Origin of the sequence: Nonomuraea sp. NPDC050547 (assembly GCF_044457345.1) — a bacterium.
In the GTDB taxonomy this organism is placed as follows: domain Bacteria; phylum Actinomycetota; class Actinomycetes; order Streptosporangiales; family Streptosporangiaceae; genus Nonomuraea.
In genome coordinates, this window is sequence record NZ_JBITGW010000003.1 from 504,658 (window position 1) to 516,973 (window position 12,316).

A 12,316-nucleotide genomic window follows, 5' to 3' on the forward strand; every position below is an offset into this window, starting at 1 on the left:
CTGATCCGACGATGAGGAACAGGCGCTTCGCCTGCCTTTCGACTTGATGACCGGAGAAGCATGACAAGATCCGTTCGTACCCTGCCCGTTCTTCTGATGATGGTCACGGTTCTGGTCCTCCTCGGGAACGCGGCTGCGGCCGTTACGTCGGCCGGCCGGGCCATCGCCTGGGCACCCTGCGTCGAGAACCCGACCGCGGAGTGCGGCACCCTGACCGTCCCCCTCGATGGGGCGAACCCCGGCGGCCCCACCATCGACCTGGCCGTGGCCAGGCGCAAGGCCACCGACCCCCAAGCCAGAATCGGCTCCCTGAGCGTCAACCCGGGTGGTCCCGGCGAATCCGGGGTCGACTTCATCCTGAGACGCCAGGGCTACTTCAGCGAGGAGATCACCCGAAGGTTCGACATCGTCGGGTTCGACCCCCGCGGTGTGGCGCGCAGCAATCCCGTGGCCTGCTCCGTCGAACTCATGCGGCAGGCACCAGCCGACCCCTTCCTGAAGAGCCAGGCCGACTTCGATCGATGGCTCGACCACAACGACCGGCTCCGCGCCGACTGCCGGGCCAGGACCGGACCGCTGTTCGACCACGTCGACACGCTGCCTGGGCGGTGAACGCGGCCGGCCAGATCGGCGGTGAGGCGCGGCTGCTGACCTACGAGGGCTGGGGGCACAGCATCTACAACCGCAGTGCGTGCACCCGCGACGCGCTCGACCGCTACCTCATCGAGCAGGCGCTTCCCGCTCCTGGCATGCGCTGCCCGGCGGTTTCCTACACCCGCACACCGACGAGCGAGCTGCCGGCCTCCCGGGGTGACGTGCCCGAGCCGCGCACTGGCGTGTAGGCGGGGCTGGGAGATTGTGGGGAAGGCCGCGCTCGGGGTGGACGGTAGGGTGATCGTCCTTGCGGTGAAGGATGACGGGGGTGGGCGGGCATGGGGGATGAGCTCAGGTTTTCGGTGCTCGGCCCGGTGCAGGCGTGGCGTGACGGCCGGGAGTTGGAGCTTGGCTCGCCGCAGCAGCGCCTGGTGCTGGCCGTGCTCCTGCTCGCCGACGGCAGGGCGGTCGGCGGTGACCAGCTCATGGATGCGCTGTGGGGTCAAGCGCGGCCGCGTACCGCGCTTCAGGTGTTGCGCACGTATGTGTCGCGGTTGCGTGCGGTGCTGGGGGCCGATGCGTTGGTGTCGGTTGGCGATGGGTACGCGCTGCGGGCGGGCGCGTGTGATGCCGCCGAGTTGCGGATGCTGTACGGCGAAGGCCGCTACGCCGAGGCGCTGGCCCTGTGGCGCGGCGAGCCGCTGGCCGGGCTCGGCGGCGACTACGCCGAGGCCCAGCGCGCCCGCCTGGCCGAGCAGCGGCTAGCCGCCCTCGAACACCGCCTCGGCCAGGACCTCGACGAAGGCAAGCACGCCGAGGTGGTCGTCGAGCTGAGCACCCTGTGCGCCGAGTACCCGACCAGGGAACGCCTGCGCGGCCTGCTCATGCTGGGCCTCTATCGCGGTGGGCGGCAGGCCGAGGCCATCGGCGTCTACACCGACACCCGCAGGCTGCTGGCCGACGAGCTCGGCGTGGATCCCTCACCCGAGCTGGCCGAGCTCTACCAGCGGATCATCAGCGCCGACCCGGCGCTCGGCCGCGCACCCGCCCGGCCGGGAACCGCCGCAGGGCCGCCGGCCCGGCGGGTGCCGCGTCAGCTGCCCGCTGACGTGGCCGACTTCACCGGCCGCCGGAGCGAGGTGGAGGCGATGGCGCAGGCGTTGCGTCCAGGGGAGGCGTCGGCGCTGGTGGTCTGCGCGGTGGCGGGTGCGGGCGGGGTGGGCAAGACCACGCTGGCCGTGCACGTGGCGCACCGGCTGGCCGGGGACTACCCGGACGGGCAGTTGTTCGTCGATCTGCGCGGCTCGGGCGTCCAGCCGCTGGAGGCCGAACTTGTGCTCGGCGCGTTTCTGCGCGCGCTGGGTGTGGAGGAGGCGCCGGAGGAGCCGGCCGAGCGGGCGGCGTTGTATCGCTCGATGGTGGCCGACCGGCGGATGCTGGTGGTGCTCGACAACGCGGCCGGGGTGGCTCAGGTGCGGCCGTTGCTGCCCGGCTCGGCCACCTGCGGGGTGCTGGTGACCAGCAGGGCCCGGCTGATCGGGCTGACCGGCGCACGCCAGCTGGACCTGGAGGTGCTCGGGCCGGTGGCCGCGTTGCGGCTGTTGTCCGGGATCGTGGGTGAGTCGCGGGTGGCGGCCGAGCGGGGCGCGGCGATGGATCTGGTCGCGGCCTGCGGGTTCTTGCCGCTGGCGATCAGGATCGCGGCCGCCCGGCTGGCCGCCCGGCCCGGCTGGAGTGTGGCCGGCATGCGCGACCGGCTCTCCGACGAGCGGCGCAGGCTGTCGGAGCTGCGCGCCGGCGATCTGGCGATCGAGGCCACGTTCGCGCTGGGCTATGAGCAGCTCGACGAGGCGCACGCTCGGGCCTTCCGGCTGCTGGCCGTACCGGATATGGCGGATGTTTCGCTGCGTGCCGCGGCCGCGCTGCTGGATCTGCCCGAGCAGGAGGCGGAGGCGGTGTGCGAGGCGCTGGTCGACGTCAGCATGCTCGAGTCGCTCTCGCCCGGCCGCTACCGCTTCCACGATCTGCTGCGCGTGTTCGCCAGGAGCCGGGCGGATTCCGGCGCCGGCGCGGCGCTCGACCGGCTGCTCGAGTACTCCGCCGCCGCTGTCGCCGGCCGCTTCCGCTCGCTGTTTCCCGGCGACCTGCGCGCCGAGCTGCTGCCCACCGGCGAGTGCCGGGACGCCTTCGATCCCGCCGAGACCGACGCCCTGCTCTCTGTCGTACGGCAGGCCGCCACGCGCGAGCACGCCGACCGCTACCGGCTGGCCTGGATCGTGGACATGCTCACGGACGTCGCACCGGAGTCGGTGGCCTTCCAGCACACCCTCGACCTCCTGGTCGCGCGGGCCGGCGGCGAGCCGCGGGCCGAGGGCCTGGCCCGCTACCTCCGCTCGACGCTGTCCTCGGCCGACCGGGAGGCACGCCGGTCCGACGCCCTGGCGGCCATCGATCTGGCCCAGGGCGACCCCTACGTGACGGCCGTCGCCACCGCCTCCCTCGGCGTCCAGGCCTACGACGACGGCGACTACCAGGGCTCGGTCGAGCTCATCAGGCGAGGCGTGGAGATCTTCGCCGGCCGCGGCGACAGGGGCGCCCAAGCTCTCTGGCTCGGCTTGCTGGCCCGCTCACTCGCCGCCGCCGACGAGCCCGGCCAGGCCGTGGAGGCGGCCAGATCGGCCTACCGCGTCCACGCCGAGCTCGGCGGCGGCACCCCGCGGCACCCGTGGGCGCCCTACCAGCTCGCGTTCACGCTGCAGGCCGTGGGTTCGCTGGAGGAGGCGCTGCGCATGTACGAGAGCGCGGTCACGGGCTTCCGCGAGATCGGCGAGCTCGACTGGATCGGCACGGCCGCCACCCGGATGGCCGGCATCTACCTCACCCTGGGCGATCACGCCCGCGCCCTCGAACTCGCCGAGCAAGGCCTGGCCGCGCTGCGGGAAGCCGACGACGAGCACTGGCAGGGCAAGGCCCTGATGATCCTCGGCCAGGCCCTCACCGCCACCGGCCAGCGGGAACGCGGTCACGTCTGCCACGCCGAAGCGCTGGAGATCTTCGACCGCCTCTCGCTGCCGGAGGCCGAAGACGTCCGCACCCTGCTGGCCGCGGTGAACGCATAGCTGCGTCCGGCCACGGACGCTCACTACCTGACCGTGAAGGACCTCGGTTCCCGGACGTGTCCCCAGGCGCCGGAGCACGTCGGCGTGTCAAGCGAGCGCGTGCGGGCCGAGGCCTGATCCGGTGCCCGGATAACCGATTCCGAACTGTCGGTCGAATTTGATACAACAGTCGCCGGCGAGCTTGGCGAAGGGAAGAGCGTGACAACACGGGCGGAGTTCACGGTCCCAGGCGCGCGCCATGATCGGCGGGGTCCGTCCCGCTGGATCTGGTCGCACCTGCGCCGCCAGCCGCTGTACCTGACCGGGTCCCTGGTCGGAGCGGTCGTGATGGTGGTGCTCAACGCGGCCATCCCCGGCCTGGTCGGCGACGCCTTCGACGCCGTGCTCGCCCGGCGGGACGTGCTCCCGATCGCCCTGGTGCTGCTCGGCGTCGTCGCGCTGCGCGGCCTGCTCGACTTCTGCGCGCGCCTGAGCAGCGAGCTGCTCGCCAACCGGCTCAACCGCGACACCCGCGACGAGCTGTACGTGAGCCTGCTCGGCAAGAGCCAGACCTTCCACAACCGCCAGCGCGTCGGCGATCTGATGGCCCGCGCGGCCAACGACATCAGGCAGCTGCGCATGCTGGTCGCGCCCGGCCTCGACATGATCGTCGACTCCGGCGCCCAGGCCGTCATCCCACTGGTGTTCATTGCGTTCATCGACCCGCGGCTGCTGCTCGTGCCCGCGATCTTCATGGTCGCCTTCGGCCTCGCGCTGTGGCACTACATGCGGCAGCTCAACCCGGTCGCGACCGGCATGCGCGAGGAGTTCGGCACGCTGAACGCCGGGCTGAGCGAGGCCGTGCGCGGCATGGAGGTCATCAAGGTGACCGCGCAGGAAGGCGGCGAGCGGCTCAGGTTCCGGCGCAACGCCCGGAGCTACCGCGACCTGTTCGTCCGCGAGGGCCTGGTCCGCGCCCGCTACCTGCCGACCCTGCTGCTCGCCGTGGCCATGGCCGGTGCCCTGTGGCACGGCGTCCACCTGCACGCCGCGGGTGATCTGACCCTCGGCCAGCTGATCGCGTTCATGGGCCTGATGGGCCTGCTGCATTTCCCGACGAACGTGTCGACGTTCACGTTCTCCCTGGTCCAGCTGGGCTTGGTCGGCGCGCGCCGCATCCTGGAGATCATGAACGCCGAGACCGAGCTCGACCAGCACACGGACGGCCGCACGGCTCCGATGCGTGGCGAGGTCGTGTTCGAGGACGTCTCGTTCGGCTATGAGGGCGCACAGGTCCTGAAAAACGTGTCCTTCACGGTACGGCGCGGCGAAACGGTGGCCATCGTCGGCGAAACCGGCTCGGGCAAGAGCACGCTGACCAAGCTCGTCTCCAGGATCTTCGACGTCGACTCCGGGAAGATCCAGATCGACGGCGTGGACGTACGCGACTGGAACCTCGACTCGCTGCGCTCGCAGATCTCCACCATCGAGCAGGACATCGTGCTGTTCTCCCGTCCCGTGGCCGAGAACATCGCCTTCGGCCTGGGCCAGCAGGCCAGCCGCGAGGCCATCGAAGCCGCCGCGGCCGACGCGCAGGCCGCGGAGTTCATCGCCGAGCTCGAGGACGGCTACGACACCGTGATCGGCGAGCGCGGCGTCACGCTGTCCGGCGGCCAGCGCCAGCGCCTGGCCATCGCCCGCGCCCTGCTCACCGACCCGGCCATCCTGATCCTCGACGACTCGACCAGCGCCATCGACTCCGGCACGGAGGACCTGATCCAGCAGGCGATCGAACGCATCCAGTCCGGCCGCACGACGCTGCTGATCACCCACCGGCTCGCCCAGATCCGCTGGGCCGACAAGGTCCTGCTGCTCAGGCGGGGCGAGGTGATCGACTTCGGCACCCATACCGAGCTGCTCGGCCGAAGCCCGCTCTACCGCCGGATCTTCTCCCACTACGACGAGGTGGAGGTGCCCGTCTAGATGGGTTTCCTGATGGACGGCCTGGAGGCCGAGGACTACGACCGCGTGTACAGCGACCGCGACCTGCTCCGCCGTATCCTGCGCTACTTCTGGCCCAAACGATGGGCGATGCTCCTGGTCGCCCTGATGGTCGTGCTCGGCTCCGCGGCACAGGCGGCCGTACCTCTGATGATCAGCTCGGGCATTGACAGGATCGTCGCGGGCGGCAACATCTGGGCACTGGCCGGAGGCATCCTGCTCGCCGGCGCCCTCGGCTGGGCGTTCAGCTTCGTCCGGCAGTGGTTCAACGCCAAGGCCACCGGCGACGTGGTGCTGAGCCTGCGCGAGGACGCCTTCGACGCGGTCCTGGAGCGGGACATGTCGTTCTACGACGAGAACCCGTCCGGGCGGATCGTCAGCCGGGTCACCTCCGACACCGACGACTTCGCCAACGTCGTCGGCCTCAGCATGGACCTGCTCAGCCAGGTGCTGGTCGTCGGCTTCGTCACCACGCTGCTGTTCACGCGGAGCGCTCCGCTCGCCCTGCTGACGCTGGTCATCGCGCCGATCGTGATCCTGTGCGCGCTGCAGTTCCGGCGGATCGCGCGCACCACCACGCGCCGGGCCCAGCGCTCGATGAGCCGGGTCAACGCCAACCTCAACGAGACCATGGGCGGGATCTCCGTCGCCAAGAACTTCCGCCAGGAGCAGCGGGTCTACGACGAGTTCCGCCCGATCAACGAGCAAAGCTACGCGGTGAACCTGCGGCAGGGCTTCGTCTTTTCCAGCATCTTTCCGCTGCTGTTCCTCATCGCCGGACTGGCAGAGGTGGGGCTGGTCCTGGTCGGCGGCAGGTCGGTGCTGGACGGCGGACTGTCGGCCGGTGACTGGTATCTGTTCCTGCAGGCCATCGCGTTCTTCTGGTTCCCGCTGACCTCGATCGCCGCCTTCTGGTCGCAGTTCCAGCAGGGTCTGACGGCGGCCGAGCGGGTGTTCGCACTGATCGACGCGCCTCCACGAGTGGTGCAGACCGACGCGCTGCCGGTCGGCGAGCTGGCCGGGCGGATCGAGTTCCATGACGTGAGCTTCGGCTACTCCGCCGAGGTCCCGGTCCTTCAGGACTTCAGCCTCACGATCGAGGCCGGGCAGACCGTGGCGCTGGTCGGCCACACGGGGGCGGGCAAGTCCACGCTGAGTAAGCTCATCACCCGCTTCTACGAGTTCCAGGGCGGCACCCTCCTCATCGACGGCCGCGACATCAGGACCCTTGACCTCCCGGCGTACCGCCGGCAGATCGGGGCGGTGCCGCAGCTGCCGTTCCTGTTCAGCGGTACGGTCGCCGACAACATCCGCTACCCGCGCCCGGAGGCCACGGACGATGAGGTGCTGGAGGCGGCCGTCGGCGTGGGAGGCGGCGACTGGATCGAGACGCTGCCCGACGGCCTGGCCACCGACGTCGGCGAGCACGGCAGATCGCTGTCCATGGGCCAGCGCCAGCTCGTGGCCCTGGCCAGGCTCCTCATCCAGAACCCTGCGATCGTCGTCCTGGACGAAGCGACTGCCAGCGTCGACCCGCTGACCGAGGCGCAGATCCAGGACGGGCTCGACACCGTGCTGGCCGGCCGGACCTCCATAGTGATCGCGCACCGGTTGTCGACGATCGAGCACGTGGACAGGATCCTCGTGCTCGACCACGGCCGGATCGTGGAGCAGGGCGATCACGCCACCCTGCTGGCCAGGGGCGGGCGCTACTGCGAGGTGTACAACACCTACTTCCGGCACCAGTCGCCCAACTACCGCCCCGGCACCGGTTTCGTCACCGTCAATTAGCCGTTCCGGCTCGACGACGCGGCGCAGGCCATTCTCGCCGCGTCGACCGCCCCGCGGGCCGGCGGCGCCACCTTCACCATCGGCACCCGCGTGATCTGGCCGACCTGCTGACCTTCGTGGCCGGCAGCCACCACGTGCCCGTTTTCCCACGTGCGCCGTCCCGGCGCCCGGGGCGGTGCTCGCGGCATCTCCGCAGTGCCCACCGTCGTTTCGGGCTGCTGAACGTCTCTTTGACTTCGCCCCGCGCACTCTGCTTACATCTATACGGAATCGGATTCCGCATCCTCTTAGCAAAGGACCTTCCATGTCCAAGGACCGCTTTTTTCTGCTGGACGCCGGCGCCTCCCGCCCCACCCGTGTGCCGCTGCCGCCGTGGGCGACGGTCAAAGCGGGTGTCGAGGACACCCAGGGCCGCTTCACCCTCATGGAGAACCGCGGTGGCGGAAGCATCCCCCCGCACGTCCACGACACCTTCGATGAGTTCGTCTACGTCGTGGAGGGCGACCTTGGCCTCGACTACGACGGCACGACCCACCATCTGACCGCCGGCATGTACTTCCTGGTACCTCGCGGGGTCACTCATGCCATGCGCAATCTCGGCCCCGACGGCTCCGCCGTACACGCGCTGCAACTCTCGGCGCCGGCGGGCTGGGAGCGTTACATGGAAGACATCGCCGAGGCAGGCCTGGGGGGCGACTGGACCAAGGCCAACGAGGTGGGCAAGCCGTACGGCATGCGCTACCACACCGGGGAGGGCGACGCCGACGAGTGGGGCGACAAGGAACGCTTCTTCGTGCTCGACGCCGGTGAGGCGCGGCCGGGCCGGATCGCCGTCCCGCCGGCGTTCTCCGTCAAGGCGCGCACGGCCGACACCGACGGACTGTTCTCCCTGCTGGAGGTCGTCGTGGCGCAGCCGATCCCGCGGCACACCCACCACGTCGCCGATGAATGCGTCTACGTGCTGAACGGCGAGCTGGAGATCGAGTTCGACGGCAGGAGCCACACCGCGGGAGCGGGGCAGTTCGTCCTGCTGCCGCATGGCGTGCCGCACGCGCTGCGTCCCGGCTCCAACCCGCCGCCGAGGGTGATCCAGATTTCCTCTCCCGGGGGCTGGGAGTGCGTGGTGGAGGCCCTGATCGAGCACAGGTCAGAGGTGAGTGTGGCGGGCCGCTTCGACCCGGCCGCCCTCAACCGGTACACACGCCCGTACCACGTGGTCTACGAGGAGAACTAGGGGCTGATACCCGGGCGGCGAGTCATGATCGTGAGGGCGCGGGGCTCGCCCTGGTGCTCGCTGTCAGCGCCGGGAGGGCGTCGCCGGAGCCGGCACGGGCCGCAAGCCGTCGAGGGCGATCCGCACGAATCTCCGCCATTCTCCGCTGCCGGTCCGGATCACCGCGGCCAGCCCACAGACGATCATGTAGACGTCATGGACCGTGGCGTCCTCCCGGACGGATCCCGCCGCCTGCCCCCGCTCGATCAGCGTCGCCGCGAGGCCCTCCAGCGCGATCCTGCTCTCACCGGACGGCTCGGCGGAGCCCATGGCCGACTCGATCGCGCCGGACAGGCCTTGGTCTCTGGCGAGCACCTCACCGATGTGCCCCAGCAGGAAAGCCAGCCCATCGGCTGGATCGGGCGCCGCCAGGCACCGGGTTTCGGCGAAGGCGAGGATCTCCGCGAACCGGTGCTGCGCGGCCGCTTCCACCAGTGCCTTGCGCGTGGGGAAGTGGCGGTAGACGGTGCCGATGCCCACCTCGGCGACCCTGGCCACCTCCGCCATCTGCACCTGGTCGCCGAACTCGGCGAACAGGCTACGCGCCACCGCGAGCACACGCGCCCGATTCCGCTCGGCATCGGTCCGCGACTTGCCTCGGCTGGATGACACGACCGCAGGCTACCAGCGCTCCTGCGCTGGGCCGTCGTTGCCAGGAGCGGGACGGGGGGCCTTGGGGCGTTCGACGAGGTGCGCGCGGGCGAGAACGGTCGCAGCGGTCGGCGCCCGGGACGTTCCCAGGTTCCGGGCAGAGCCTTGGCGGCGTTCGCTTGATCGCGTGTCGCACAGGTGGTTCATTGGCGAGGTAATCACTCGTCGCCGGTCTTTGGGGTTGTAGCGGTGCGGCTCACGATACGCACGATTACCGTAGGTGTGGCGCAAGAGCACCCCGTGGGGGGCGCGGAGCTGCGGGAGGCGGCCGGCGTCGCGCATCGGCTGGGTACGCGGTTCGCGGAGTCCGGGTACGAGGTGCAGACCGTCCGGCTGGCCACGCAGCCCGTGTTCGGCCAGGTGCCGGACCTGGCCCCGTACGCCACTCGATTACAGCGCCTGATGGACGACGAGGGCATCGGGCATCTGTCGCTGGGTCCCGCCCAGGCCGCCCGGCCGGACTTCGACCTGAACCGCCTTGCGGAGATCGCCGGCATGCTGGCCGCGTGCGAGGCGTTGAGCTGCACCGTTCAGATCGCGACGAGCGAGCATGGCGCGCGGGTGGCGGCGGCGATGGCGGCGGCGCGGGTTGTCGGTGAGTTGTCGGCCGCGACGCCCAAGGGGGTCGGCAACTTTCGCTTCGCGGTCCTGGCCGAGGTCGGGCCGGGACATCCGTTCTTTCCCGCCGCCTACCATGAGGGGCCCAGCACCTTCAGCCTCGGGCTGCAGTCGGCGGGAGTGGTCGCCGAGGCGCTGCGTGCCATCCCCGGTGAGCCGGATCCCGCGAAGATCACCGAACGGGTCCGTGGAGCGCTCGCCGAGCACGTGCTGCCTGTCGTACGGCTGGCGGAGAAGCTGGCCACCGAGGTGGGCCGGCCGTTCGCCGGGATCGATCTGTCGCCCGCCCCGCACGGTGACACCAGCATCGGCCGGGCGATCGAACACGCCATCGCCGGGCCGTTCGGCGCCCCTGGCACGTTGAGCACGGCTGCCGCGATCACGCAGGCCCTGCGCACGGTCCCGGTCTCCCAGGTCGGCTACTGCGGCCTGATGCTGCCGGTCATGGAGGACACCGTCCTGGCACGCGCCTGGGAGTCGGGCGGGATCGACCTCCACCGGCTGCTGGCCTATTCGGCGGTGTGCGGCACGGGCCTGGACACCGTGCCGCTGCCCGGTGACACGCCGGTGGAGGAGGTGGCCCGGCTTCTGATGGATGTGGCCGCGCTCGCCGTGCGTCTGCGTAAACCGCTGTCGGCCCGGTTGTTCCCCGTGCCGGGCGCGGGGCCGGGGGACCGGACGGACTTCGGCTCGCCGTACCTGGTGGATGTGAGGTTGCCGGGGTAGCGGACAGGGGCGAGCCGGCGGGCTCGCCACCTGCCGGGGCGTCACGCGGTCGGTGTGGCTTCGGCCGCGTTGGCCGGGGTGGAGTGCTCGTGGTCGCCGGGGGCGGTGCCGGGGCGCCCGCCGTGCTTGAGAAACACGGTGGTGATCACCGCGGCCGCGATCAGGAGAGCACTGGCCAGCAGGGCGGTACGCGCTTCGGCCGACAGGGCCGGGCCCGAGGCCGCGACGGTGTCGCCCAGGATGGCGCCGGTGATCGCCGTGGCCACGGCGCTGCCGAGCATTCTCGCCATCTCGATGGTGCCCGAGGCTCCGCCCAGGTCTCGTGGCGGCACCTCGCTCATCGCCACGGTGGTGAGCGGCGCGAAGGTGAACCCGGCGCCGGCTCCGGCCACCAGCAGGGTCACGACGAACACGCCCCACGAGGTGTCAGGGGTGATCAACAGCGCCGTGGCCACCGTGCCGAGGCAGAAGGCGGCGAAGCCGCCGACCAGGATCCAGCGGGGCTGGAAGCGTCGCATCAGGCCCCCGCTGAGCGGGGCGACGAGTGAGGAGGCCAGCCACATGGGCGACAACGCCAGCCCCGCCTCCAGGGCGTTGAGGTGCAGGACCGATTGCAAATAGATGGTCATGGTCAGCTGGGTGCCGAAGATACAGAAATATGTCGCCAGGGAGGCCCATGCCATCAGGCCGTAGTTTCTGTTGTCGAACAGCGCTCGCGGCAGGAGGCCGTCGGTCCGGGACCATTCCCAATAGACGAAGCCACCGAAAACGACCAGTCCGGCGATGAGGACATAGCTGATGTTCACCCCGGAAAAGATCTGCCCCCAGGAAATGCGCGGTCCGGCGATCAGCGCGTAGAGCACGCCGAACATGCTGACCGTCGCGAGCAGCACGGGGAGGAACGCCAGTCGCTGCCGGCCTTCCACACGGGTCTTCGGCACGAAGACGAAGGCGCCGATCAGGCCCAGCGCGCCGATGGGCAGGTTCATGAGGAAGATCCAGCGCCAGTCGAGCGTGAAGGTGATGAGGCCGCCGAGGAAGGGGCCCAGCGCCGCGGCCGAGCCGATGATCGAGGCCAGGACGCCGAAGGCCATCCCCCTGCGCTGGGGAGAGAAGACGGCCGCGGTGATGGCCAGCGCCTGCGGAGCCGCCAGGCCGGCGCCCGCACCCTGGAGCACGCGGCTGGCGATGAGCTGCTCGGGTGTGCTGGACAGGCCGCACAGGAGCGAGGCCACGATGAACAGGGAGAGCCCGGCGATGAACACGGTGCGGTGCCCGAGCAGGTCACCGAGCCTGCCTCCGACGAGCAGCAGCATCGCGTAGAGCAGCAGGTAGCTGTTGACCACCCAGAGGATCTGCCCGGTCTCGGCGTGCAGATCGGACATGATACTGGGAATGGCGACATTTACCACGGTGCTGTCGAGCACGTTCATGAAATAGCCCAGCGCGATGGTGATCAGCGCCAACCACGGGCTGTGCTTGAGCACGGGACCCGTTTGCGGTGGGGAGGTCATGTGATTACTCCTGTCGGGGTCTGGCGTTCAGGTGATTTCACCGTAGACCG

At 70.3% G+C, this 12,316-nt stretch carries 9 protein-coding genes; 7 read left to right on the plus strand and 2 right to left on the minus strand.

What is annotated here, in order from left to right:
- Positions 1 to 96 precede the first annotated feature (96 nt).
- The 6 genes from ACIBHY_RS09975 (at position 97) to ACIBHY_RS10000 (ending at position 8,718) form a co-directional block, all read left to right on the plus strand.
- A complete protein-coding gene (locus ACIBHY_RS09975) occupies positions 97 to 612 on the plus strand; it encodes a hypothetical protein (protein ID WP_397306464.1) in 516 nt (171 codons plus the stop codon).
- The gene (locus ACIBHY_RS09980) at positions 609 to 842 is read left to right on the plus strand and encodes an alpha/beta hydrolase (RefSeq protein WP_397306465.1); all 234 of its coding nucleotides are present in this window, start codon (positions 609 to 611) and stop codon (positions 840 to 842) included. Before ACIBHY_RS09975 ends, ACIBHY_RS09980 begins: the two co-directional genes overlap by 4 nt.
- A 90-nt stretch (positions 843 to 932) precedes the next feature.
- Entirely contained in the window at positions 933 to 3,713 is a 2,781-nt protein-coding gene (locus ACIBHY_RS09985) for a BTAD domain-containing putative transcriptional regulator (protein WP_397306466.1), read from the plus strand.
- A gap of 198 nt (positions 3,714 to 3,911) precedes the next feature.
- Positions 3,912 to 5,675 carry an ABC transporter ATP-binding protein gene (locus ACIBHY_RS09990; protein ID WP_397306467.1) on the plus strand — a complete coding sequence of 588 codons (1,764 nt, stop codon included), beginning with the start codon at positions 3,912 to 3,914 and terminating at the stop codon, positions 5,673 to 5,675.
- Complete coding sequence (locus ACIBHY_RS09995) at positions 5,676 to 7,484, plus strand: ABC transporter ATP-binding protein (protein WP_397249456.1); 1,809 nt, start codon at positions 5,676 to 5,678, stop codon at positions 7,482 to 7,484.
- 304 nt (positions 7,485 to 7,788) lie between these two features.
- Complete coding sequence (locus ACIBHY_RS10000; RefSeq protein WP_397306468.1) at positions 7,789 to 8,718, plus strand: cupin domain-containing protein; 930 nt, start codon at positions 7,789 to 7,791, stop codon at positions 8,716 to 8,718.
- Between the two features lie 63 nt (positions 8,719 to 8,781).
- Here the strand turns inward: ACIBHY_RS10000 and ACIBHY_RS10005 are convergent, their stop codons facing one another.
- A complete protein-coding gene (locus ACIBHY_RS10005) occupies positions 8,782 to 9,369 on the minus strand; it encodes a TetR/AcrR family transcriptional regulator (RefSeq protein ID WP_397306469.1) in 588 nt (195 codons plus the stop codon).
- A 228-nt stretch (positions 9,370 to 9,597) separates the two neighbouring features.
- Here ACIBHY_RS10005 and ACIBHY_RS10010 point away from each other — a divergent pair, with 228 nt between their 5' ends.
- Positions 9,598 to 10,752, plus strand: a complete 1,155-nt coding sequence (locus ACIBHY_RS10010; RefSeq protein ID WP_397306470.1) for a DUF711 family protein — start codon at positions 9,598 to 9,600, stop codon at positions 10,750 to 10,752.
- Between the two features lie 41 nt (positions 10,753 to 10,793).
- On the opposite strand, the gene ACIBHY_RS10015 is transcribed toward ACIBHY_RS10010, so the two are convergent.
- Positions 10,794 to 12,266 carry a DHA2 family efflux MFS transporter permease subunit gene (locus ACIBHY_RS10015; protein ID WP_397249448.1) on the minus strand — a complete coding sequence of 491 codons (1,473 nt, stop codon included), beginning with the start codon at positions 12,264 to 12,266 and terminating at the stop codon, positions 10,794 to 10,796.
- Positions 12,267 to 12,316: the final 50 nt, after the last annotated feature.

Bases quoted from the DNA above. Each gene is read 5' to 3' on its own strand.
- ACIBHY_RS09975 (WP_397306464.1), top strand. From the start codon at position 97: ATGATGGTCACGGTTCTGGTCCTCCTCGGGAACGCGGCTGCGGCCGTT.
- ACIBHY_RS09985 (WP_397306466.1), top strand. From the start codon at position 933: ATGGGGGATGAGCTCAGGTTTTCGGTGCTCGGCCCGGTGCAGGCGTGG.
- ACIBHY_RS09995 (WP_397249456.1), top strand. From the start codon at position 5,676: ATGGGTTTCCTGATGGACGGCCTGGAGGCCGAGGACTACGACCGCGTG.
- ACIBHY_RS10000 (WP_397306468.1), top strand. From the start codon at position 7,789: ATGTCCAAGGACCGCTTTTTTCTGCTGGACGCCGGCGCCTCCCGCCCC.
- ACIBHY_RS10015 (WP_397249448.1), bottom strand. From the start codon at position 12,266: ATGACCTCCCCACCGCAAACGGGTCCCGTGCTCAAGCACAGCCCGTGG.